This is a genomic window from Rathayibacter sp. AY1F3, from assembly GCF_002931975.1.
Lineage (GTDB): Bacteria > Actinomycetota > Actinomycetes > Actinomycetales > Microbacteriaceae > Rathayibacter.
The window spans coordinates 110,555-131,805 of the sequence record NZ_PSVF01000004.1 but is presented as its reverse complement, the minus strand read 5'-3'; the positions used below and the strand labels follow the sequence as shown (position 1 = coordinate 131,805).

The window sequence follows — 21,251 nt, the reverse complement described above, 5'->3', positions numbered from 1 at the left end:
GGTCGGAGCCTCGGGTCAGCGACGCGAGGCGGCGGTGCGGCGGCCGATCAGCACGGCGCCGGCGGCGGCGAGGGCGGCGAGCAGTGCTCCGCCCCACCAGCCCGCGGCGGCGTCGGGGCGGTTGTCCGCCGCGAGGCCGGCCTCACCGGCGGGGACGCCCGACGGCGAGGAGTGCAGTCCGTCGATGGTCTGCGTCGCGAGAGCGAGGTTGCCCTTCTCCAGGCTGCCCCAGGCGTAGACGATCGTGTTCACGCCCTCCTGGACCTGCACGTCGGCCGGGCCGATGACCGGCGCGGTGGTCCCGGTCGCGGCGACCACGGTCGAGATCGTGGCCGGGGCGAGGTTCAGCACGCCCTCGTTCGGGTTCGTCACGTTCGTCAGGACGGGCGACCCTCCGGCGAGGATGTCCACGGCCGGAGCGGCGGCGATGTGGCGGACCGTGAGCCGGCCCTCGCCCGCGGCGGTCTTCGAGATGTCATTGGTGAAGAGGGTCGCGGTGGGGGTGTTGTCCGGCGTGAGGTGCGCCGCGACGGTGTAGCTCTTCCCCGCCTCGAGGCTGATGTCGATCGGGCCGATCACGGGGGCGCTGGCGTCCGCGGCGGTGGAGGCCGTGATGGCGACCTTGTAGGTGCCGGTGGGGAGGTCGAGCGGGCCGGCGAGCGAGCCGGGGGTGAAGTCGTCGAGCGTCAGCTTGCCGTCGACGTAGACGTCGACCGGGGTGTCGGGGACGGCGTGCAGGACCGAGAGGTCGGCCGAGTCGGCGTCGGCGGCGGCGGCGGGCGTGGCGGCGATGCCGACGACGGCCAGGGTTCCGATGCAGGCACCGGCGAGCAGGCTGCGGGAGAAGCGGGAGGTGGTCACGGTGTTCCTCTTTCACGATGGGACCCGCGAGGGGTCGGGGGGTGGTCGAGAAGGGCCTTCACCACTACTTCCGCCCGAGGCGCCTCCTCGGATGCACCCGGTCTGAGATTCCTCGAAAGAATTCCTGCCGGACGCTTCGAGGGCCCCTCGCGGCGCTGGCCCGAGCGCCCGTGCCGGGCTAGCCTCCGACCAGGAGGTGCGGAGGATGGGCAGGCGCGGCGTGGTCCTCCTCCTCGCCGCCGCGGCGCTCACCACGGCGGCGGTCGCGGGCGTGCACGGCTCCCTCGCCCCCCGGGCGCCGGTCGCCGACCAGGCCGCCGCCGCCTCCGACGTCCCCGCCCAGTGCGACGACGCCCGGGAGCTGCTGGCCGCCTCGTCCGCCTTCGAGGGCGGAGCGGGCGTGCCGGCCGGCCACCTCGTGGCCTGCCTCGACGAGGACCACCGGCGCCTCACGATCCACAACCGCACCCCCGTCGTCTGGAGTCTCGGCGACTCCTCGGTGCGGGGCGTGACGAGCGGGACGGACGGAGTGACGGGGCTGCTGAGCCTGCACGCGTCGCAGTCCTCCTCCGGGCTGCTCCTCGCACCCGGATCGGCGGCCTCGGTCTCCGCCGGCGAGGGGAGGATCCGACCGCGGCCCGACGAGCCCTCGACCCGGCTGCAGCTCGCGCTCACCGCGGTGGTCGCGGCTCAGGATCAGGCGATCGGCCCCTCCGCCGGTCCCGACAGCATCATCCGCGGCGCCGCGCTCACCTGCGCGGTCGTGGTCGCGGAGTCGGACACCGGCTGGCGGGTGACCTCGCCGCGGGCTCTCGCCGCGGCGGCCGAGGACCCGGTGTGCGCGCGCGACTGGGGCCGCGCCCAGCGCAGCGCGGCGGCCTGGCGGATCGCCCTGCCCGGGCTCGTCGACGCCGTGGAGGCTCCCGGCCGCCCCGAGGAGGACACGGCGCTCCAGCGGGCCGCGGCCGACTGGTTCTCGGCCTCGAGCGGCTACTCGTGGGGCGGAGTCGACCGCCCCGCTCCGCTGCCCTGACCGGCGCCGCGCGCCTCGTCCGCCCGGGAACGCGAACGGGCCGCCCTCCGCGAGGAGGACGGCCCGTTCGGCAAGAAGTTCGCGGTGTCATCGAGACCGCGCCCTGCTCCAGGAGGAGCTAGCGGCGCAGACCGAGACGCTCGATCAGCGAGCGGTAGCGGTTGATGTCCACATCCGACAGGTAGCCGAGGAGTCGACGACGCTGACCCACGAGCAGCAGCAGACCACGACGCGAGTGGTGGTCGTGCTTGTGCTCCTTGAGGTGCTCGGTGAGGTCCTTGATCCGCTTGGTCAGGACGGCCACCTGCACCTCGGGGGATCCGGTGTCACCGGGGTGGGTCGCGTACTCTTCGATGATCGCCTTCTTGACATCTGCTTCGAGTGCCATATATGGGATCCCCTCTCTCTCGTTGCGCGGTGCCCGGCGCCTGATGCGTGGGCTCTCTTGATCCGCGGCCGTCGAACGGCAACCGGACGACTCTACCAGAGGGAGGGCGGCATCAGGAGCCGGTGGCCCGGTTCCAGAGCACGACGAGCCACGGCGAGACCAGCAGCTGCCAGTAGACGAGCACGATGACGTTGAGGACCACGCCGATCCAGCCGGCGATGGGCGGGCGCTTCTCGCGACGCCGGGCGCGGAGGGTGGAGACGGCGAGCAGGATCCCGGCGAGCAGGACCGCGTGCACGAGCGCGGTGTAGAGCACGCCGACCAGCAGGTCGCTGACGGCCTGGTCGCCCGGGTAGGCGCCGAGCGAGATCAGGGCGTACCAGACGAAGAACGACAGCGGGACGGCGAGGACGGCCAGGAGGACCGAGACGATCCCGGCTCCGTAGCGGCGGAGGAACCCGCGAGCTCCCGAGGCCGTGGCACCGGTCCGAGCGGCTCCGGCGCGGACGCCGCCCGTGGAGCTGCGCCGACCGCCCGTGGCGGCCGCCGCGCGACGCGCGCCCGCCTCGGCGGCGGTGCGGATCGAGCGTCGCGAGGGGGCGGCTCCGGCTGCTCGCGGGGCAGGAGGACCCTGACGCCCGGGCGCGCCGTCGGATGACGTGCTCATGCCTCTCACCCTAGGGGATGACCCCTGAGCCCCCGGATCGACGCGACGCGGCCCGCCGGGGCGGCGGAGTCAGCAGAATGGAGCGAGTGAGCCAGACCCCCCGCGCCCCCCGGCGCAGCCACGTCCTCGACGTCTCCCCCCTCCGCGAGTCCCCGGCCTTCGCCCGGCTCTGGGCCGGCAACGTGATCTCGGGCATCGGCGGCCAGATGACGATCGTCGCGGTCGGCCTGCACATCTACGAGCTCACCGGATCGACCCTCGCGGTCGCGCTAGTCGGCGTGGTGGCGCTGGTCCCGACCGTGATCGCCGGCCTCTACGGCGGGATGCTCGCCGACGCGTTCGACCGCCGCCTGGTGCTCCTGCTCGCCGCGGTCGTGGCCTGGGGCTCGACCGCGGGGATCGCGGCCCTCGCCTGGCTCGGCGCCGAGACCCCGCTCTCCCTCTACGTGCTCACCGCCGTGAACGCGGTGGCGACGACGGTGATCGTGACCACCCGGATGACGCTGGCTCCGCGGCTGCTCCGCACCGAGCTGGTCCCCGCCGCCGCCGCGCTGGGCGGCATCGCGAGCGGAGTCGAGGTGACCGTGGGGCCCGCCCTCGCCGGCGTGCTGGTCGCCTCCTCCGGCTTCGCGATCACGTACACGATCGACGTCGTGCTGTTCCTCGCCGCGTTCCTCGGCATCGCGGGGCTGCCGGCGCTCGTGCCCGAGGGCGAGCGGCAGCGGCCGGGGCTGGAGTCCCTCCGCTACGGCCTGGGCTTCCTGAAGGGCGCCCCGAACATCCGGATGTCCTTCCTGGTCGACATCGTGGCCATGACCTTCGGACAGCCGCGCGTGGTCTTCCCGGCGGCCGCCGCCGTGCTGCTCGGCGGAGGCGCGGTGACGGTGGGCGCCCTCACGGCCGCGTTCGCGATCGGGGCGCTGATCAGCGGCGTCTTCTCCGGCCGGCTCACCGGGGTCCGCCGGCAGGGCCTCGCGATCGGCCGCTCGATCCAGGTGTACGGAGCGTTCGTCGTCGCGTTCGGCGCGGTCCTGCTCGGTGCCGCGCTCGTGCAGCACGACGCGTCGGCGCCGAACGCGGGGCTCATCGCGCTGGCGGCGGTCGCCCTGGCCGGCGCGGGCGCCTCGGACAACGTCAGCTCGATCTTCCGGCAGACGATGCTGCAGACCGCGGTCCCGGACAACATGAGGGGTCGTCTCCAGGGCGTGTTCATCGTCGTGGTGACGGGCGGCCCGCGGGTCGGCGACCTCTACACGGGACTGCTCGCCTCGCTCGCGCTGCTCTGGCTGCCGCCGCTCGCGGGCGGGCTCGCGATCATCGCGATCCTCGCCGCGGTGCTGCGACTCCGACCGGGGTTCCGTGGGTACGACGCCCTGCACCCGACGGCCTGAGCGGAGGGGCGTCTCCCTCGAGCCGGACGGGACAGCGCGCCCGCCCGCTCGGCTCAGGCCGGCGGACGGGCGCGCCGGGGATCAGTCGCCGGAGGCCGCGTCGGCGCCGCCGCCGTCGGTCAGCCGGTCGTCCGAGACCAGTCCGCTGTCGTCGTCGCGGCCCTCGACCCGCACCGGGCGGTAGACGTGGAAGCCGTCGTCGTCGGGCTCCAGCTCCCAGACCACCTCGACCTCCTCGCCGTCGATGTCGGCCAGGCGGGTGAAGGAGCGCTGCGGGGAGCCGTCGATCATCTCGAGGCGGATGCTCTCCTGCTCCGCTCCGCTGTCGAGGATGGCGGTGTACGTCGATTCGGTGTCCATGCCTCGACGCTAGACACGCGCGGTGAGGCGTCGCCACCCCTTGCGGCGGCGCACGGTCCGCGTAGCGTCGGCACCATGACCGACACCGACATCACTCCCGCCGACTCCGACGACCGCGAGCAGATCACCGAGATGGTGAAGAGCGCCGGGATCGGGCTCCTCACCACCGTCAATGCCACCGGGCAGCTCGTCAGCCGTCCGCTCAAGGCCCAGGACATCGACTTCGACGGCGAGCTGTGGTTCTTCACGCAGGACCCGTCGCCCAAGGTCGACGACATCCGCGCGAACCCGAGCGTCAACGTCGCGTTCGAGTCGAAGAAGGGCTACCTGTCGGTGGCCGGCTCGGCGACCGTCGTGCACGACCCGGCGAAGGTGGACGAGCTGTGGTCCCCGGCCGTCGCCGGCTGGTTCCCCGACGGCAAGGACGACCCGACCGTCGCGCTGATCCGCGTCGAGGCCGAGACCGTCGAGCTGTGGGCGACCGACGAGCCACGTCCGGTGGTGCTGTTCAAGGTCCTCAAGGCCGCCGTCACCGGCGGACAGCCCGACATCGGCGAGAACCGCACCGTCTCCTTCGAGTGATCCCTCCCCCCGGGGCGCCGCCGGGGCGCGGCGCCTCGCGGGGACAGGCGTCAGGCGCCGCCGAAGCGCTCGGTGCGGACGCGCTCGGGCGCGTGGCCCTGCTCGACCAGGGCGGTGGCGACGGCCTCGACGAACGAGGTCGGGCCGCACACGTAGACGGTCGGCTCGAGCGGGGCCGACAGAGCCGCCTCGGCGAGCAGCTCCGGAGTGACGCGGCCGGCCGGACGCGCCGCTCCCGCCGGCGCCACCCGGGTGAAGACGTGGTCCACCGCGACTCCGCCCGTCGCGGCCGGCCGCTCGGCGAGCGCCGCCAGCTCCTCGCGGTAGTAGGCGAAGACGGGCGAGCGGACCGAGTAGAGCAGCTGCATCCGCGCCGCGCTCCCGGACCGGGCGTGCTCGCGCGCCATCGCCATCAGCGGCACCACGCCGCTCCCGCCCGCGATCAGCTGCACCGGCTCCGCCTGCTCGGGGCGCCAGACGAACCAGCCGCCGATCGGACCGCGGATCTCGAGCCGGTCGCCCGCTTCGAGTCCGTCGACCAGGTACGGGGAGACCTCCCCGTCGTCCAGCCTCTCGACCGCGAGCTCGACCCGCTCCCCGTCGGCCGGGGCGCCGATCGAGTAGGAGCGGCTCGCCTGGTAGCCGTCGGGCGCGGTGAGGCGCACGTCGACGTGCTGCCCCGCCAGGTGGCCCGGCCACCCGGGCACGCGGAGCACCAGGAGGCGCGACGTGGGCGTGAGCGGCGCGACCGACTCGGCCACCGCCTCCGTCCACATCACCAGTAGCGCTCCTCTTTCCAGGGGTCCCCGTGCATGTGGTAGCCGTTCTGCTCCCAGAAGCCGGGCTCGTCGCCGGGCATCAGGCGGAGCGTCCGGACCCACTTCGCGCTCTTCCAGAAGTAGAGGTGCGGCACCAGGAGCCGGGCGGGGCCGCCGTGCTCGGCCGCGAGGGGCTTCCCCTCGAACTCGGTGACGACCCAGGCCCTCCCGCCGCGGATCTCGGCGAGCGGGAGGTTCGTCGTGTAGCCGCCGAAGCTCTGCGCCATGACGAAGCCGGCGTCCGTCTCCAGGCCCTCCAGCAGCGTGTCGACCGAGACGCCCCGCCAGCTGGTGCCGAGCTTCGACCACCGGGTCACGCAGTGGATGTCGGTGTGGACGTCCTCGTGCGGGAGCGCGTCGAACTCCTCCCGGTTCCAGCGGCGGACGCCCGCGGGGCCGCCGTCGATGGAGAAGGCCCACTCGTGGATGTTCGGGGTGGGCCCGATCGAGAGGACCGGGAAGCCGTTCTCGAGGTGCTGGCCCGGCGGGAGGTCCGGGTCCGCCTCCCTCTTGCCGAAGAAGCCCCGCGTGATGATGCCCATGTCCGCCCTCGTCGTCCTCGGGGCCTGGCCCCGGATCGCTGGAAACCGCTCGTCGCGCTCACGCTACCGCTCGGCGCTACCCCATGCGGGCCCGCCGGGCGAGCCCGGGACCGTGTCGGACGTCGGTGCCAGGATCGGGGCATGAGACGAACCGTCGTGCCGCCGTACCTCCTCGTCCGCATCGCCCGCCTCGACGATCCGGCCTTCGCCCGGGCCGCGCGGGCCGCGAGCCGCTCGCTCGAGCAGGACGTGCCGTTCCGGCGCGTCCGGCCCGGAGAGCCCGCGCCCGACCGCGGGGCGCCGACCGCCACCGCGACGTCCTCGCCGCGCACCCGCGTGCAGTCGCTCCAGCGCACCATCGCGGACGCGCGGACCGAGGAGACCCTGCCCGGCACGGTCGTCCGCCGCGAGGGCGAGGCGGCCACGGGGGACGCGGCCGTCGACGAGGCGTACGACGGCCTCGGCGCGATGTCGGCCTTCCTGCAGGGTGCGTACGGCCGCGACTCGATCGACGACGCCTGGCTTCCGCTCGACGCGACCGTGCACTTCGGCGACGACTACGACAACGCCTTCTGGGACGGCTCGCGGATGGTCTTCGGCGACGGGGACGGCCAGGTGTTCCGCCGCTTCACCGTCTCGCAGAGCGTGATCGGCCACGAGCTCGCCCACGGCATCACCGAGTACACGGCGAACCTCGTCTACCGCGGCCAGTCCGGAGCGCTCAACGAGTCGGTCTCGGACGTGTTCGGAGCCCTGCTGGAGCAGTACGGCGCGGGCCAGAGCGCCGATGAGGCGAGCTGGCTGATCGGCGAGGGGCTCTTCACCGACGAGGTGCAGGGCACGGCCCTGCGGTCGATGATCGCCCCCGGCACCGCCTACGACGACGACGTCCTCGGCTCCGACCCGCAGCCGGGCTCGATGGCCGACTACGTCGAGACCGACGACGACAACGGCGGAGTGCACATCAACTCGGGGATCCCCAACCGCGCGTTCGCCGTGGCGGCGACGACCCTCGGCGGGAAGGCGTGGGAGCGCGCTGGGCAGGTCTGGTACGACGTGCTGACCGGGGGCGTCCTCACCGCGACGGCCGACTTCGAGGCGTTCGCGGCGCTCACCGTGCAGGCCGCCGCCGAGCGCTACGGATCCGGCTCCGAGGTCGAGGCCGCCGTGCGCACCGGCTGGACGACGGTCGGCGTGACGCTGTCCGCCTGAGCCGGTCCGCTCGAGGGCGGAGGCGGGTAGCATCGCGCGCATGGACGTCATCGTGTCGCGCAGCGGCGGAGTCGCCGGCCTCCGCCGGGTGTGGCGGGTCGACGTCGAGCAGCAGCCCGACGAGCGCGCCTGGCGCGACCTGCTCGGCTCGCTCCCCTGGGACGCCGCCGACGGCGAGTCCCCCGGCCGGGCCGACCGCTTCGTCTACGAGATCCGCGTGCAGACGCACCACGTCCGCCTCGGCGAGACCGAGCTCGACGGAGCCTGGCGCGAGCTGGTCGACCGCGTGAAGAAGGCGCAGCCCCGTTAGGAGCTGCGCCTTCTTCACGTGCTCGGAGCTACTCGGTGCCGAGCAGGTCGATCACGAAGATCAGGGTCTTGCCGGAGAGCGGGTGCCCTCCACCGGCCGGGCCGTACGCCAGCGCGGGCGGGCAGATCAGCTTGCGGCGGCCGCCGACCTTCATCCCCGGGATGCCCTGCTGCCAGGCGCGGATGAGGTTGTTGAGGGGGAAGTTGATCGACTGGTCGCGGCTCCAGGAGGAGTCGAACTCCTCGCCGGTGTCGTACTCGACGCCGAGGTAGTGGACCTCGACGGTCGAGCCGGGCTGCGCCTCGGCGCCGTCGCCGACGACGATGTCCTCGACGACCAGGGTGTCGGGGGCCGGGCCCTCAGGGGCGTCGACCTCGGGCTTGGTCAGGTTCTCGCTGCTCATGCCTCGATCCTACGGCGCTCGGGAGCGGAGTCTGGGAGGGGGCTGCGAGCACTCACTCCACGAGCGTGAGGCGCTGCGTCGGCCGGGTCATCGCGACGTAGAGCGATGCGGCGCCGCGCTCGCCGGTCTGCGCGATGAGGCGAGGCCGGGCGATGATCACGGAGTCGAACTCGAGCCCCTTGGCGTCGTTCGTCGAGAGCACGGCGATCGCGCGGTCGAGCCCGGTCGCTCCGCGGCCCACCTCCCGGCCGAAGCGCTCCTCGAGGCGCTCGGCGATCGCGGCGAGGTCGTCGTCGGGCGCGATGACCGCGAGCGTCCCCTCCGCCTCGATCGCCCGGTCCTCGACGACGGCCGCCAGCACGCGCTCGGCGAGGCTCGCGTCGCCGCGGTCGCGGATCGTCCGCACCGGCCACTCGGTGGAGCGCACGGCCTCCCCCGGCGTGATCTCCAGCCCGTTCTCGCGCGCCGTCCGCTCGGCGAAGGCGACGATCTGCGCGGGCGTGCGGTAGTTGACCGTGAGCTCCTCCAGGCGCCACGGCGCCGCCTCCACTCCCCGGCCCTGGCGGCCGAAGGTGTCGCGGAGCGCGGCGTCCCAGCTCGAGGCGGCGGAGGCGCCGGACGCCTGCGCGACGTCGCCCACGATCGTGAACGAGCGCATCGGGCAGCGGCGCAGCAGCACCCGCCACTGCATCGGCGAGAGCTCCTGCGCCTCGTCGACCACGACGTGCCCGTAGGTCCAGGTGCGGTCGGCCGCGGCCCGCTCGGCGGTGGTGCCGAGCACCGAGCGCTCGGCGAAGCCGGCCGCGAGGTCCTTGGCGTTGACGAGGCCGTCGACGCCCATGTTGCGGATGGCGGCCTCCGCGTTCTCGACGTCGCGCTTGCGCTGCTCCTTCTCGGCCTTCTTCGAGGCGTCGGCGAGGTCGTCGTAGGCGCCGAGCAGCTCCGCGGCCTCGTCGAGCAGCGGCACGTCGGAGACCGTGAACGGAGCGTCGCGGTCGCGGCGGAGGAGGGAGCGCTGCGCGGCGGTCCAGCGCGGCGTGAGGGTCGCGAACCAGTTCGGACGGGCGTAGAGGTCCTGCAGCAGCTTCTCGGGGGTCAGCGGGATCCACGCGGTGTTGAGAGCGACGCGGACGTCGTGGGCGGTCCGCACGTCCTCGCGCAGCACCGCCTCGTCGGCCTCGTCGACCGTGCTGCCGTGGCTCCGCAGCTGATCGGCGAGCTGGCGGGTGAGCTGCGAGAGCAGCGTCTTGACGAAGGAGACGCGCGCCTCGTTGTGCGGCTTGCGGGTGTCGCGCGCCCGGGTGATCGCGCGCTCCACGTCCTGCGGCTCCAGACGGAGCTTCTCGCCGTTGACGTCGAGCACCTGGGTCTCGGCCGGGACGGTCTGGCGGGAGCGGACCGCGCGCTTGAGCAGCTCCGCCATCCGCGCCGAGCCCTTCACGCGGGCGACCGCGGGCACGTCCTCCTCGACGAGGTCGAGGCCCGGGTAGAGCTGGCCGAGCGTCGAGAGGACGACGCCCGTCTCGCCGAGCGAGGGCAGCACCGCCTCGATGTAGCGGAGGAAGGACCGCGAGGGGCCGACCACGAGCACGCCGGAGGAGGCGATGCGGTCGCGGTAGGAGTAGAGGAGGTAGGCGGCCCGGTGCAGGGCGACCGCGGTCTTGCCGGTGCCCGGCCCGCCCTGCACGACGAGCACGCCGCGCAGCTCGGACCGGATGATGCGGTCCTGCTCGCTCTGGATGGTCGCGACGATGTCGTGCATCCGGCCGGTGCGCTGCGCGCCGAGGGCCGCCATGAGCGCGCCCTCGCCCTGCAGCACGGTGCCCTCGCGCAGCAGCTCCTCGTCGAAGACCTCGTCCTCGAAGCGGAGGACCTCGCGGCCCCGAGTGGTGAGGTGGCGCCGGGCGCGCGTCCCCATCGGCCGGGCGGCGGTGGCCTGGTAGAACGCGGCCGACTGCGGGGCGCGCCAGTCGAGCAGCAGCGTGTCCTGCTCCTCGTCGCGCAGGCCGATCCGGCCGATGTAGCGGTGCTCGGCGTCGGCGTCCGCGAGCGTCAGCCGGCCGAAGGCGAGCCGGTCGTCGGCGCCGGTGAGCGAGCGGATGCGGTCCTCGTAGAGCCGCGCGTAGGCGTCGCGCTCGGAGCGGCTCTGGTGGTTGCCGCCGACGCTCTCGATGCGGACCGTGTCCAGAGCCTCGCGGGCCTGAGCGATCAGCTCGTCGAGGCGGGCGTAGAGCGCCGCCACGTAGTCGCGCTCCCGAGAGAGCTCGGTGGCCTGCACAGTGCTGCCGTCCGTCATCGTCCGCCTTCCGAGGGTCCGCCGCCGCGGGCCGGGAGGCGCGGGATGCGCTCCGGGGGCCGCGGGAAAACAGGCGGTCCAGTCTACCGAGCGATCCGAAGCGGGCCGTGCCGACAGCGGGATCCGGATGCCTCTTGCGCTCGGCGCCGCGGAGGAGCATCCTCTCTCTCACGAAGAGCTCGACGCCCCGTCCGAGCAGCCGGCCCTGCCGCTGCCGCAGGGCGTCGAGCTCTTTCTCGCGGGTGCCCGTCCTCCGTCCGGTCATCGACCGGGAAGAGAACCGGACGGCCCCGCGTTGCACGCCCCATGGCCACTCCGAGCAGCAGCGTCACCGCCCCCTCCCGCGCCTCCATCGACCTCACGGAGTCGGCACGCGCCGGCTGGGAGTCGTGGCTCGCCCGACGCGTCGAGCGCGTCACCGGACCCCGGGGCGATCTCGCCCTCGTCGAGACGCGCTGGCTCGAGCCCGGCGAGAGCGTCGACGACGAGCAGGCGCTGGCCGGCTACGGCCCCTCGGCGACCCTGACGCGGATGCGCCGCGAGAACCTCGACACCGGCGAGCCCGAGTACGGCTACCGCGTCTGGGACGCCGCCTCCAACGGCATCCGCTCCTTCGACGCCATCGAGACCTTCCCGTTCGACGCCGCCTGGGTGCTCGAGGCGTGGTTCGAGCCGGTCGCCGAGGACCGCACGGTCCCGTTCGAGCACCTGCGCGACAACGGCGCCACCCGCGAGCTCGTCGTGCCCGGCGACATCACCTTCTCGCTCGTGGACGACGGGCGCGCCCGCGAGTACACGGTCGCGGCGTTCGACGACGGCGGCACGCTCCTCGTCCCGTTCGGCGATCCGACCAACCGCAGCGACGACCCGGAGCTCGCGAGCTACCCCGTCGGCCGCTTCCTCGTCGTGCAGCGGATCGGCGGCGCGGCCGACGCGGGCACCCCCGGTCCGGTGCTCCTGGACTTCAACCGGGCCTACATCCCGCCGTGCGGCTTCTCGCCCCACTACAACTGCCCGCTGCCGCCCGCGCAGAACCGGCTCGGCGTGCCCGTGACGGCCGGCGAGCGCCGCGTGCGCAGCGCCTCCGCCTAGCGCGCCGGGGCTGAGCGGGGGCGGCCCCGGCTCAGCGGGTGAGCACCGCCCGGCGGGCGACGAGCTCATCGAGCAGGACCTGCTCGTCGACCGCTCCGGTGCGTCCGCCGCGGCCGAGCAGGAGGTGCTGCCGGTGGTGCGCGAGCCGCGTCGCCGAGCGGAGGAAGTCCCGCATCGCCCGCGGCCGGTCCCCTCCCGCGCTCCGGGCCCAGCGAGCGGCGGTGCGGCGCCCCTCCGCGGTGCCGATCATCCGCACCTCGGCCGGCGAGAGCCAGCCGGCGACGGCGTAGTCGTCGAGCCGCTGGAGCGTCACGCGCCGCTCCTGCCGGCGCAGCAGCACCACCACGACCACGGCGACCGCGAACAGCGGCACCTGGACCACGCCGTAGAAGCCGAACCAGTCGGACACCAGGAACGACGAGCCGTTCCAGAGCGCGTGCAGGAACGCGGCGAGCGCCAGCCCGAGCAGGGCGATGGGCAGCCGCGCGACGGCGGGCCGGTTCGAGGCGAAGCCGAGGGCCGCGCCCGTGCAGGCGGTGAAGAGCACGTGCGCGAAGGGCGAGAGCACCCCGCGGAGGAAGAAGGTCACGGCGAGCGAGCCGAGACCGCCCTCCACCAGCGCGCTGCCGAAGTAGAGGATGTTCTCGACGAAGGCGAACCCGGAGGCGACGACGGCCGCGTAGACGATGCCGTCGACGGGTCCGTCGAAGGTCCGGCGCCAGATCAGCAGGACGAGGAGGACGCCGATCCCCTTGGCCGTCTCCTCGACCAGCGGCGCCTGGATCACGGCGCCGACGAAGTCGGATCCGCTCGGCTGCTGCCCGGACGCGTAGACGGCGATCTGCACGCCGAGGTCGACCAGGAGCGCGATCGCGACGGACCCGGCCGCGCCCCAGAGGAACGCGAACCACAGGCCCAGCGCGGGCTCCGGCTCCCACCGGTCGACCCATCGGACGCCCAGCAGGACCACGGTCAGCGGGACGAGGGCGATGACCGCGCAGATCCCCGCGGCGCTGACGCCGAGTCCGAGGACCACGTAGGCGAGCACGAGCAGCAGCAGGATCCCGAGGAGCGCCACGCCGATCGAGCCGAGCACGGTCGGCACGACGGAGGGGCGGGCGGTGGCGGGCGGTGCGGGCGGCGGATAGGCGCTCATGGGGCCGACAGTAGGGCACGGGCGGGGTGCGCTGTCGGCGGTTGACACGCGCCGGGCGCGTGGAGGAGGGCCGGGTGCCGACGCCCGTGTCCGATTCCCGCTCCTGCTCGACGTCGCCGCGTGCGAGGCTCGAGGCGTGCCCGACTCCGATCCGCTCTTCGAGGAGCGCTACCGCGCCGTCGCCTCCCGCGACTCCCGGTTCGACGGGCGGTTCCTGACCGGCGTGCACTCCACCGGCATCTACTGCCGTCCGAGCTGCCCCGCCATCACGCCGCGGCGCGCGAACGTGCGCTTCTACCCGACGGCCGCCGCCGCGCACGAGGCGGGGCTCCGCGCCTGCAAGCGCTGCCTGCCGGACGCCGTCCCCGGCTCCCCCGAGTGGAACCTGCGCGACGACACGGCGGCGCGCGCCATGCGGCTGATCACGGACGGAGTGGTCGACCGCGAGGGGGTCGAGGGGCTGGCCGCCCGACTCGGCTACGGCGCGCGCCACCTCGGCCGCATCCTGCGCGAGGAGCTGGGCGCGCCTCCGCTGGCCCTCGCTCGCGCCCAGCGCGCCCAGACCGCCCGGCTCCTGCTCACGAGCACCGACCTGCCCGTGTCCGACGTCGCCTTCGCCGCCGGCTTCACGAGCATCCGGCAGTTCAACGCGACCCTGGCGGAGGTGTACGAGCGGACCCCGACGGCCCTGCGCGCCTCGGCCCGCGGCACGCGCTCCGAGGCGAGCGTCCACGACGGCGCGACCACGCTGGAGCTCCGGCTGGCAGTGCGGGCTCCGTTCGATCCCGGGGTGCTCGACGTGCTCGGCGGCGCCGCGCTCCCGGGCATCGAGGAGGCGTCCCCCGGCGGCTACGCGCGCTCGCTCGTCCTGCCCGGGGGCGCGGCGCTGATCCGGCTGGAGGCGGACGGCGAGAGCGTCCGCTGCAGCGCGACGCTCGTCTCCGTCGCCGACGTCGGGCCGCTGGTCGCCCGGGTGAGGCGGCTGCTCGACCTGGACGCGGACGCCCGCGCCGTGGACGAGGCCCTCGCGGCCGATCCCGCACTCGCTCCGAGCGTCGCCGCCCGCCCCGGTGTCCGCGTGCCCGGCTCCGTCGACCCGGCCGAGACGCTGGTGCGCGCGCTGCTCGGCCGGCGGGAGGCCGCACGGCTGGTCGCGGCGCTCGGCGCGACGCTCCCGGAGTCCGTGGCGAGCGGATCGATCGCACGCGCCTTCCCCTCCCCCGCGGTGATCGCCGAGCACGCCGCCGACGTGCTCCGCGGATCCGCCGACGTGCTGGTGCGGACCTGCACGCTGCTCGCCGAGGGAGCCCTGCGGCTCGACGCCGACCGGGAGGAGCTCGCCGAGCAGCTGCTGGCGGTCCCCGGGATCGACGCCGCCACGGCGGGCGAGGTGGCGCAGCGGGCGACCGGAGATCCCGACGTCCTGCTCACCGGGGATCCCGTGCTCCGGCGGGGCGCGGCGGCGCTCGGCCTGCCCGCCGGCGAGCGTGCGCTGACCGAGGCCGGACGCCGCTGGGCGCCCTGGCGCAGCTACGCCGGGGCGCGCCTCGCGGCCGCGGTCACGCCTCCGGCGCGGGGTCGATGATCGGGAGCGCCGCGGTCATCGCCTCGATGCCCGAGAGCCGCGCCGGCGAGATGAGCCTCATGACCTCCTCGCGCGACATCAACCCCGCCTCGACCACCAGGTCGGCGATGTTGCGGCCGGTCGCGAGGGCGGCCTTCGCGAGGGCGGCGGACGCGGTGTAGCCGATGCTCGGCGTGAGCGCCGTCACGACCCCGACCGAGGAGGCGACCATGGCCTCGAGCCGGTCGACGTTCGCGGTGATGCCGTCGATGCAGTTCTCGCGGAGCGTCCTGCAGGCCTGCGTCATCCAGGTGATGCTCTGCAGCAGCGAGTGCGCGATCACCGGCTCGAAGGCATTGAGCTGGAGCTGACCCGCCTCGGCCGCCATCGTGACCGTGACGTCGGCCCCGGCCACCGAGTAGGCGACCTGGTTGACCACCTCGGGGATGACCGGGTTCACCTTGCCGGGCATGATGCTGGATCCCGCCTGGCGCGGAGGCAGGTTGATCTCGCCGAAGCCGGCCTGAGGGCCCGAGGAGAGGAGCCTCAGGTCGTTGCAGATCTTGGACAGCTTGATCGCGGAGCGCTTGAGCGCGCTCGAGAACGACATGAAGACGCCGGTGTCGCTCGTCGCCTCGACGAGGTCCTGCGCCATCTCGAGGTCGAGGTCGGTGATCTCGTTGAGGTGGCGGACAGCGGCCGCGCCGTAGCGCGGATCGGCGGTGATGCCGGTGCCGATCGCGGTGGCTCCGATGTTGACCTCGGCGAGCAGCCAGATGGTCTCGGAGAGGCGGGCGTGGTCCTCGCCGAGGGTCGTCGCGAAGCCGTGGAACTCCTGGCCGAGCGTCATCGGCACCGCGTCCTGCAGCTGCGTGCGGCCGACCTTCAGGACGCTGCCGAACTCGACCGCCTTGCGGGAGAACGACTCGCGCAGCAGCGCCAGCTCGTCGAGCAGGCGGCGCAGCGACCAGGTCATCGCGATCTTGATCGCGGTCGGGTAGACGTCGTTGGTGGACTGGCTGCGGTTGACGTCGTCGAGGGGGTGCAGGTGCGCGTAGTCGCCCCGCTCGAAGCCGCCGATCTCGAGTGCGACGTTGGCGACGACCTCGTTCGCGTTCATGTTCGTCGACGTGCCGGCGCCGCCCTGGATCACCCCGACCACGAACTGGTCGTGGAACTCGCCGTCGATGATGCGGCGGCACGCGGCCTCGATCAGCTCGGCCTTGGCGGGGGCGAGACTGCCGAGCTCGGTGTTGGCCCGGGCGGCCGCGAGCTTGACCGTGGCGAGGGACCGGACGAGATCGGGGTAGATCGAGATGGGGCGCTTCGAGATCGGGAAGTTGTCGAGGGCCCGCGCCGTGTGGATGCCCCAGTAGGCCTCGGCGGGGATCTCCATCGAGCCGAGGGAGTCGCTCTCGGTGCGCGTGGCGGGGGTCTCGGTGTCGTCCAGGGCTCTGCCTTCCGGGTCGCGGTCGGGGAGGGTGCTCGGTGCGAGGGTCACGTCCAGCTCCGTTGCTGTCGTCGTGCGGCCCCGGAGGGTGCAGGGGGCTCGCGAACTGCGCGGCCAGCCTATCGCCGGGGCGCGGGGCGGCGGCGGACGCGGGCGCGGAGCGTCCGGTCGACGGGCGCGGAACGACCGCGCCTCCCGCCGCCGGAGCGGACAGGAGGCGCGGGACGCGGGAAGCGGCGGATCAGCGGTAGTCGCTGCCCGACGCGAGGGCCGCGAGCGGCACGAGCACGACCACGACGAGCACGGCGATCGCGAAGAGCAGGACGAGGCCGAGCATGACGGAGTTGAGCACGATGCCCCAGATCGAGAGCGTGCGGCCGGTCGGCTCCCTCCGCAGGCCCAGGATGCCGAAGACGAGGCCCGCGGCGCTCGCCCCGGCGGACGGCCGCTCCTCGGTGAGGACGGCGGTCGCGCCCAGGTCCACGGTCGGCTGCTCGTCGGCGGGGGTGGAGAGGCGGGCGGTGCGGTCGTCGGTGGTCACGGTGTGCTCCTTCTCGGGTGCCGGTCGCCCGGCGGGATGCGGTGCCGCCGGGCGGGCCGACGGTGCTGCCGGTGTGCTCCGGCGATGCCTCCACGCTACGGACGCGCCCGGACCCGCCCCATCCGGGGAACCCCCGGAACTCGGGGGCGATCCCCCGCCTCGAGGCGGGGGCGGGTGCGAGACTGGTCCCGGCGCGAGGAGGCGGCGATGGACGACGACGAGCTGCGGCACCGCACCCGGGACCGCAAGGGCGCCCGGGCCGTCTGGTTCGCGGGGCTCTCGGCGCTCGCCGGCTTCGTGGTGATCTCCCCTGTGATCTCCCTCACGGCGACCGTGATGGTGTGGGGGTCGCGGCGGCGGATCGGCACCCTCAGCGACCGGAACGGGCTGGTCGCCGTCAACTGGCAGCTCACCTACCTCGCGCTCCAGCTGATGCTGGTCCCGCTGCACCTCGCGCTGGTGTCGGTGCGCGACTCGCTCGGCGCCGACTGGCCGCTCGCGACGATCTCGGCGATCCTCGCGCTGGCCGTGCTCAACCTCGTGCTGTGCGTCGTCCTCGGGATCCGGTCCGGCCGGGGACGCACCGTGCGCCTCTGGATCGCCGTGCCCTTCGCCCGCTCCACCCGTCCGCCGCGCTGACCGTCCGGGGACACCGGGCCCGGCGGCTCTCCGCTCCTGGGACTCCGCCCGGCGTGTCCGCGGCGCGGTGCCCCCTCGACCCCGCGGCGGCGGGCAGGGTGGTGGAGTGATCGCCTTCCCTCCGCCCGTGTACGTCGTGGCCGACGACGGAGTGCGGCTGGCCACCTACTCCGTCGGCGAGGAGAGCGCCCCGACCGTCCTCGCCGTGCACGGCTTCGCCTCCCACGCCGTGCTCAACTGGGAGACGTCGGGCTGGCTGCGGACGCTGCACCGGGCCGGGTACCGCGTCGTGGCGCTCGACCAGCGCGGGCACGGCGCGAGCGAGAAGCCGCACCACTCCGACTCCTACAGCGTGGACGCCATGGTGGCCGACCTGGTGCGGGTGCTCGACTCCTACGACCTCGAGGCGCCCCACGTGCTCGGCTACTCCCTCGGCGCCCGGATGAGCTGGGTGCTGGGACTCGAGCACCCGGAGCGGCTCGCATCGCTGAGCCTCGGCGGGCTGACCGTGGGCGAGCCCCTCCGCTCCTTCGACGCGGAGGCGGCCCGGGCCCGCGTCGCCTCCGGCGGCGAGATCGACGACGGCTTCACCCGCGCCTTCATCGGCATGGCGGAGGGCGTGCAGGGCAACGACCTCGCAGCGCTGGTGGCGGTGGCCGACGGCGTCCGCGGCGGGGCGCACCCGGAGCACGGGCGGCACCCCGGCCTGCCGACGCTGCTCGTGACCGGCGGCGCGGATCCGATCGCTCCCGGCGGAGAGCTGCTGGCGGCGGAGGCGGGGGCGCGGTTCGTGAGCGTCCCCGGCCGCGACCACACCAGCACCGTGCCCGCGCGGGGCTTCAAGGACGCGGTGCTGGCGTTCCTGGCGGAGCAGCGCTGAGCCGGCCCCGCGCCGGGCGGGAGCACCGCGAGCGCCGAGGCCCGCGGCGTAGCATCCCCCTCATGCAGGCGATCCGCATCGAGAACCCCGGCCCCGACTCCCGACTCGTGCTGGAGGAGGTGCCGACGCCCTCCCCCGGACCCGGCGAGGTCCTCGTCCGCGTCGCGGCCGCCGGCGTCAACCGCGCCGACCTCGGCCAGCGCGCAGGGGTCTACCCGCCGCCGCCCGGCGCCTCCGAGATCCTCGGGATGGAGGTGTCCGGCACGGTCGTCGCGCTCGGCGAGGACGCGACCGGGTTCGCGGAGGGCGACGAGGTCTGCGCGCTGCTCTCCGGCGGCGGCTACGCGGAGTACGTCGCGGTCGACGCGGGCCTGGTGCTGCCGGTGCCGGACGGCGTCGGCCTCGTCTCGGCCGCCGCCCTCCCGGAGACGACGTCCACCGTCTGGTCGAACCTCGTGATGGTGGCCGGGCTCGGATCCGGCGACACCGTCCTCCTCCACGGCGGCGGGAGCGGGATCGGGACCACGGGCATCCAGATCGCCGCCGCCCTCGGCGCCCGCGTCGCCGTCACGGCCGGCAGCCCCCGCAAGCTCGAGGCCTGCCGCGCGCTCGGCGCCGACGTCCTGATCGACTACCACGAGGAGGACTTCGTCGAGCGGATCCGCGAGGCGACCGGCGGGCGCGGCGTCGACGTGATCCTCGACCCCGTCGGCGGCGACTACCTGGCCCGCGACCTGGAGGCGCTGGCCGTGGGCGGGCGCGTGGTGTTCATCGGCAACCAGTCCGGCGCGCTGGGCTCGCTCGACCTCGGAGTCCTGATGCGCAAGCGCGGGGCGGTGCACGCCACGACCCTCCGCGCCCGGCCCCTCGAGGAGCGGCGCGCGATCGTCGCGCGGGTGCGCGCAGAGGTCTGGCCGCTGGTCGCCGCCGGGACGGTGCGCCCGGTGGTGGACGAGGTGGTCCCGCTCGCCGAGGCCGAGCGGGCGCACGACGTCATGCGCTCCTCCGGCCACATCGGCAAGCTGCTGCTCACCCCGTGACGCCCCGCACCGGAGGAGGCCCCCGCCGCCCGCGGTGAGCAGGAGCGGGGGCCTCCTCCGATGACGCCCTCCGGCGGGGCGTCAGACCGCGGAGCGCAGGAGTCCGAGCGAGCGGTTGATGCCGTCGACGTCGACCGCGGCCGGATCGAACGAGGCTCCGGCGGCGAGGCCGAGAGCCTCGAGCGCCTCCGCGTGGTCGGCCGAGGACGGGTCGGTCGCCGCCCGCACCGTGTCGGCCCAGGCCGCGGGGCCTCCCGGCACGTCGAGCGGAGCCGCGCCGCGCGCGCCCGTGCAGCGCGGCAGAGCCGACGACAGCGGCGCGATCGACTCCAGACGGATGACGTGGCGCCACTCGTCCTCGAGGTCGTAGACGTAGAAGAGCTCGTCCTGCTCCTGCTCGAGCACCTCGGCGAGCGCGACGCCCGCCTCGTCCACGAGGTCGGCGCCGAACTCCTCCGCGTCGGACGGCGAGCCGATCGGAGCCTGCTCCTCGTCGGGCACGCCGACGCTGAAGTAGTGCGGCTGCGCGTCGGTCCAGCCCAGCGAGAGCTGGAGCGCGAGGTGCAGATCGCGCAGCGACGACTCGGAGGAGAGCTCGAGGCGCCGCCAGACGACGGGCTTGGTCCCGAGCAGGGCGACGTGGAGCGCGTAGGCCGTCGCCGTGTCCTGGGTCGCCTCGTCGAGGATCTCGAGGCGGGTGGCCTCGCGCTCGCCGAGGAGGACGACCGTCGCGCGGACGACGGAGGCGAGGACGGGCGCCAGTCCCTCCGGCACGGCGTAGCCGAACTCGGGCGAGTGCAGCAGAAGCCCGAGCTCGGCGGTGTCGTCGAGCATCCGCTCGGCCGTGCCGACCATGCGCTCGCGCTCGTCGAGGGCCTCGTCGAGCGAGACTCCGGAGTCGGCGGCCAGCTCGTCGACCAGCTCGCCGACGACCAGGCCCGGGTGGATCTCGGCCTGGCAGGCGACCGCGATGCGGACCAGCACGGCGTCGGTGGTGGTGACCGCGCGCTCCTCCGGGGAGAAGGCGCCGTCCTCGGTGTCGGCGGCCGCCAGCGCGGTCTGGGCGCTGAGGATCCACTGCTCGAGGAAGCGGGCGACGTAGGCGATGCGCTCGGCGGCGGCCTCGTGCGCGTCGGAGCTGCGCCAGAGCACGGCGGACTCGCCGAGACCTGCGGCGGATCCCTCCTGCTCGAGCACGGCCGAGCCGACCAGCGCGTCCCACCAGGCAGAGACCGGGATGCGGACGGAGTCGTCGCTCGGGGTGGATCCCGCGGAGGAGATGCCCGCCTCGACCGCGATCTCGCGGGCGGCGCGCTCGGTGAGGGTCGCGCCGTCGTCGGCGGCGAGGTGCTCGACCACGACGTCGGCGGCGTGCACGAGAGCGGTGGCGCGCACGGCGGAGAGCTGCTCCTCGGCCGGGACCTCGTCGAGCTCGGCGAGGTCGTCGAGCACGGCCTCCACGAAGGAGCCGGCGAGGTCGAGGACCTCGTCGAGGACGGCCTGGCACTCGTCCAGCTCCTCGTCGGTGCCGGTCCAGAGGTCCTCGTCGGTGAGGAAGTCGAGGAAGTGCTCGACGACCTCGGCGACGGTGAAGAGGGTGTCGTCGAGGTCGGCCTCGCTCTCCTCCCCCGACAGGTCGGCCTCGATCTGGTCGAAGACGGCCTCGAGCAGCTCGGCGTCGGGCTGGGCGAAGGAGCCGCGCGGGCGCAGGTCGCGGGTCATCGCGAAGAGGTCGGTCAGCACCTCGACGGCCTCGTCGGCCTCGAGGTGCTCGTGCTGCATGCCCACCTCGGCGAGGTGCGAGCGGTACCAGCTGCGGAACCGCACCATCAGAGCGGTCTCGGCCGTGCGGCCGCCGCCCTGACCGCCGGACCCGCCCTGACCGCCTCCGGATCGTCCCTGGTTGCGCTTCTTGCCCATGATTCCTCCGCGACCGCTCCACTCACGACGAAGCGCTCCACCCTACCCAGTGCGGGCGCGCGGCGGCACGCGCGGTCGCCCCCTGTTCACCCTGTGCGCACCGGGT

The 21,251-nt window shown here is 74.2% G+C and carries 22 protein-coding genes; 10 read left to right on the top strand and 12 right to left on the bottom strand.

Features of this window, described 5'->3' with window-relative positions:
* Nucleotides 1-15: 15 nt before the first annotated feature.
* On the bottom strand, nucleotides 16-861 hold the full coding sequence (locus C5C39_RS04420) for a DUF4397 domain-containing protein (RefSeq protein WP_104239038.1): 846 nt from the start codon (nucleotides 859-861) through the stop codon (nucleotides 16-18).
* A gap of 205 nt (nucleotides 862-1,066) precedes the next feature.
* Here C5C39_RS04420 and C5C39_RS04415 point away from each other — a divergent pair, with 205 nt between their 5' ends.
* Entirely contained in the window at nucleotides 1,067-1,894 is an 828-nt protein-coding gene (locus tag C5C39_RS04415; protein WP_104352761.1) for a hypothetical protein, read from the top strand.
* 118 nt (nucleotides 1,895-2,012) lie between these two features.
* On the opposite strand, the gene rpsO is transcribed toward C5C39_RS04415, so the two are convergent.
* Both rpsO and C5C39_RS04405 read right to left on the bottom strand, forming a co-directional pair.
* Entirely contained in the window at nucleotides 2,013-2,282 is a 270-nt protein-coding gene (gene rpsO / locus C5C39_RS04410; RefSeq protein ID WP_068252328.1) for a 30S ribosomal protein S15, read from the bottom strand.
* Nucleotides 2,283-2,394: 112 nt separating this feature from the next.
* Nucleotides 2,395-2,949, bottom strand: a complete 555-nt coding sequence (locus tag C5C39_RS04405) for a hypothetical protein (RefSeq protein ID WP_104274064.1) — start codon at nucleotides 2,947-2,949, stop codon at nucleotides 2,395-2,397.
* A gap of 86 nt (nucleotides 2,950-3,035) precedes the next feature.
* On the opposite strand from C5C39_RS04405, the gene C5C39_RS04400 reads away from it, so the two are divergent.
* Complete coding sequence (locus C5C39_RS04400) at nucleotides 3,036-4,340, top strand: MFS transporter (protein ID WP_258075770.1); 1,305 nt, start codon at nucleotides 3,036-3,038, stop codon at nucleotides 4,338-4,340.
* 81 nt (nucleotides 4,341-4,421) lie between these two features.
* On the opposite strand, the gene C5C39_RS04395 is transcribed toward C5C39_RS04400, so the two are convergent.
* Nucleotides 4,422-4,700 (bottom strand): hypothetical protein, encoded by a 279-nt coding sequence (locus tag C5C39_RS04395; RefSeq protein WP_104224817.1) that lies wholly within the window; start codon nucleotides 4,698-4,700, stop codon nucleotides 4,422-4,424.
* A gap of 75 nt (nucleotides 4,701-4,775) precedes the next feature.
* On the opposite strand from C5C39_RS04395, the gene C5C39_RS04390 reads away from it, so the two are divergent.
* Entirely contained in the window at nucleotides 4,776-5,282 is a 507-nt protein-coding gene (locus tag C5C39_RS04390; RefSeq protein ID WP_104224818.1) for a pyridoxamine 5'-phosphate oxidase family protein, read from the top strand.
* 50 nt (nucleotides 5,283-5,332) lie between these two features.
* Here the strand turns inward: C5C39_RS04390 and C5C39_RS04385 are convergent, their stop codons facing one another.
* Both C5C39_RS04385 and C5C39_RS04380 read right to left on the bottom strand, forming a co-directional pair.
* Complete coding sequence (locus tag C5C39_RS04385; RefSeq protein ID WP_104352759.1) at nucleotides 5,333-6,058, bottom strand: ferredoxin reductase; 726 nt, start codon at nucleotides 6,056-6,058, stop codon at nucleotides 5,333-5,335.
* Nucleotides 6,058-6,642, bottom strand: a complete 585-nt coding sequence (locus C5C39_RS04380; protein ID WP_104224820.1) for a molybdopterin-dependent oxidoreductase — start codon at nucleotides 6,640-6,642, stop codon at nucleotides 6,058-6,060. The genes C5C39_RS04385 and C5C39_RS04380 overlap by 1 nt, the downstream gene beginning before the upstream one ends.
* 141 nt (nucleotides 6,643-6,783) lie before the next feature.
* On the opposite strand from C5C39_RS04380, the gene C5C39_RS04375 reads away from it, so the two are divergent.
* Together C5C39_RS04375 and C5C39_RS04370 are read left to right on the top strand one after the other, a co-directional pair.
* Entirely contained in the window at nucleotides 6,784-7,854 is a 1,071-nt protein-coding gene (locus C5C39_RS04375; protein ID WP_104224821.1) for a M4 family metallopeptidase, read from the top strand.
* A gap of 40 nt (nucleotides 7,855-7,894) precedes the next feature.
* Complete coding sequence (locus C5C39_RS04370) at nucleotides 7,895-8,164, top strand: protealysin inhibitor emfourin (protein ID WP_104233246.1); 270 nt, start codon at nucleotides 7,895-7,897, stop codon at nucleotides 8,162-8,164.
* A 28-nt stretch (nucleotides 8,165-8,192) separates the two neighbouring features.
* Here C5C39_RS04370 and C5C39_RS04365 read toward each other — a convergent pair whose 3' ends face one another.
* Both C5C39_RS04365 and C5C39_RS04360 read right to left on the bottom strand, forming a co-directional pair.
* Complete coding sequence (locus tag C5C39_RS04365) at nucleotides 8,193-8,567, bottom strand: FKBP-type peptidyl-prolyl cis-trans isomerase (RefSeq protein WP_104224823.1); 375 nt, start codon at nucleotides 8,565-8,567, stop codon at nucleotides 8,193-8,195.
* 52 nt (nucleotides 8,568-8,619) lie between these two features.
* Nucleotides 8,620-10,863 (bottom strand): UvrD-helicase domain-containing protein, encoded by a 2,244-nt coding sequence (locus C5C39_RS04360; protein WP_104308130.1) that lies wholly within the window; start codon nucleotides 10,861-10,863, stop codon nucleotides 8,620-8,622.
* Nucleotides 10,864-11,169: 306 nt separating this feature from the next.
* Here C5C39_RS04360 and C5C39_RS04355 point away from each other — a divergent pair, with 306 nt between their 5' ends.
* Nucleotides 11,170-11,955: a DUF1684 domain-containing protein gene (locus C5C39_RS04355; RefSeq protein ID WP_104352758.1), complete on the top strand. Its 786-nt coding sequence runs from the start codon at nucleotides 11,170-11,172 to the stop codon at nucleotides 11,953-11,955.
* A 31-nt stretch (nucleotides 11,956-11,986) separates the two neighbouring features.
* Here the strand turns inward: C5C39_RS04355 and C5C39_RS04350 are convergent, their stop codons facing one another.
* On the bottom strand, nucleotides 11,987-13,111 hold the full coding sequence (locus C5C39_RS04350; protein ID WP_104233243.1) for a PrsW family intramembrane metalloprotease: 1,125 nt from the start codon (nucleotides 13,109-13,111) through the stop codon (nucleotides 11,987-11,989).
* Nucleotides 13,112-13,247: 136 nt separating this feature from the next.
* Between C5C39_RS04350 and C5C39_RS04345 the strand changes: the two genes are divergently transcribed.
* On the top strand, nucleotides 13,248-14,696 hold the full coding sequence (locus tag C5C39_RS04345; RefSeq protein ID WP_258075769.1) for a DNA-3-methyladenine glycosylase 2 family protein: 1,449 nt from the start codon (nucleotides 13,248-13,250) through the stop codon (nucleotides 14,694-14,696).
* On the opposite strand, the gene C5C39_RS04340 is transcribed toward C5C39_RS04345, so the two are convergent.
* Together C5C39_RS04340 and C5C39_RS04335 are read right to left on the bottom strand one after the other, a co-directional pair.
* The gene (locus C5C39_RS04340; RefSeq protein WP_258066843.1) at nucleotides 14,671-16,125 is read right to left on the bottom strand and encodes an aspartate ammonia-lyase; all 1,455 of its coding nucleotides are present in this window, start codon (nucleotides 16,123-16,125) and stop codon (nucleotides 14,671-14,673) included. The two genes, C5C39_RS04345 and C5C39_RS04340, sit on opposite strands and share 26 nt — an antisense overlap.
* Before the next feature lie 241 nt (nucleotides 16,126-16,366).
* On the bottom strand, nucleotides 16,367-16,666 hold the full coding sequence (locus C5C39_RS04335) for a hypothetical protein (protein ID WP_104352756.1): 300 nt from the start codon (nucleotides 16,664-16,666) through the stop codon (nucleotides 16,367-16,369).
* Between the two features lie 174 nt (nucleotides 16,667-16,840).
* Between C5C39_RS04335 and C5C39_RS04330 the strand changes: the two genes are divergently transcribed.
* The 3 genes from C5C39_RS04330 to C5C39_RS04320 all read left to right on the top strand — a co-directional run bounded on the left by C5C39_RS04330 (nucleotide 16,841) and on the right by C5C39_RS04320 (nucleotide 19,225).
* A complete protein-coding gene (locus C5C39_RS04330) occupies nucleotides 16,841-17,305 on the top strand; it encodes a DUF4870 domain-containing protein (RefSeq protein WP_181136311.1) in 465 nt (154 codons plus the stop codon).
* Between the two features lie 106 nt (nucleotides 17,306-17,411).
* The gene (locus C5C39_RS04325; RefSeq protein ID WP_181132750.1) at nucleotides 17,412-18,185 is read left to right on the top strand and encodes an alpha/beta fold hydrolase; all 774 of its coding nucleotides are present in this window, start codon (nucleotides 17,412-17,414) and stop codon (nucleotides 18,183-18,185) included.
* 62 nt (nucleotides 18,186-18,247) lie between these two features.
* Nucleotides 18,248-19,225 (top strand): NAD(P)H-quinone oxidoreductase, encoded by a 978-nt coding sequence (locus C5C39_RS04320; protein WP_104287956.1) that lies wholly within the window; start codon nucleotides 18,248-18,250, stop codon nucleotides 19,223-19,225.
* Nucleotides 19,226-19,306: 81 nt separating this feature from the next.
* On the opposite strand, the gene C5C39_RS04315 is transcribed toward C5C39_RS04320, so the two are convergent.
* Nucleotides 19,307-21,145, bottom strand: a complete 1,839-nt coding sequence (locus C5C39_RS04315; RefSeq protein ID WP_104352753.1) for a plasmid pRiA4b ORF-3 family protein — start codon at nucleotides 21,143-21,145, stop codon at nucleotides 19,307-19,309.
* Nucleotides 21,146-21,251: the final 106 nt, after the last annotated feature.

Coding starts and splice junctions, on each gene's coding strand:
- C5C39_RS04320 (WP_104287956.1), top strand. CDS start 18,248: ATGCAGGCGATCCGCATCGAGAACCCCGGCCCCGACTCCCGACTCGTG.
- C5C39_RS04385 (WP_104352759.1), bottom strand. CDS start 6,058: ATGTGGACGGAGGCGGTGGCCGAGTCGGTCGCGCCGCTCACGCCCACG.
- C5C39_RS04380 (WP_104224820.1), bottom strand. CDS start 6,642: ATGGGCATCATCACGCGGGGCTTCTTCGGCAAGAGGGAGGCGGACCCG.
- C5C39_RS04350 (WP_104233243.1), bottom strand. CDS start 13,111: ATGAGCGCCTATCCGCCGCCCGCACCGCCCGCCACCGCCCGCCCCTCC.
- C5C39_RS04360 (WP_104308130.1), bottom strand. CDS start 10,863: ATGACGGACGGCAGCACTGTGCAGGCCACCGAGCTCTCTCGGGAGCGC.
- C5C39_RS04375 (WP_104224821.1), top strand. CDS start 6,784: ATGAGACGAACCGTCGTGCCGCCGTACCTCCTCGTCCGCATCGCCCGC.
- C5C39_RS04405 (WP_104274064.1), bottom strand. CDS start 2,949: ATGAGCACGTCATCCGACGGCGCGCCCGGGCGTCAGGGTCCTCCTGCC.
- C5C39_RS04415 (WP_104352761.1), top strand. CDS start 1,067: ATGGGCAGGCGCGGCGTGGTCCTCCTCCTCGCCGCCGCGGCGCTCACC.
- rpsO (WP_068252328.1), bottom strand. CDS start 2,282: ATGGCACTCGAAGCAGATGTCAAGAAGGCGATCATCGAAGAGTACGCG.
- C5C39_RS04390 (WP_104224818.1), top strand. CDS start 4,776: ATGACCGACACCGACATCACTCCCGCCGACTCCGACGACCGCGAGCAG.
- C5C39_RS04370 (WP_104233246.1), top strand. CDS start 7,895: ATGGACGTCATCGTGTCGCGCAGCGGCGGAGTCGCCGGCCTCCGCCGG.
- C5C39_RS04315 (WP_104352753.1), bottom strand. CDS start 21,145: ATGGGCAAGAAGCGCAACCAGGGACGATCCGGAGGCGGTCAGGGCGGG.
- C5C39_RS04355 (WP_104352758.1), top strand. CDS start 11,170: ATGGCCACTCCGAGCAGCAGCGTCACCGCCCCCTCCCGCGCCTCCATC.
- C5C39_RS04365 (WP_104224823.1), bottom strand. CDS start 8,567: ATGAGCAGCGAGAACCTGACCAAGCCCGAGGTCGACGCCCCTGAGGGC.
- C5C39_RS04395 (WP_104224817.1), bottom strand. CDS start 4,700: ATGGACACCGAATCGACGTACACCGCCATCCTCGACAGCGGAGCGGAG.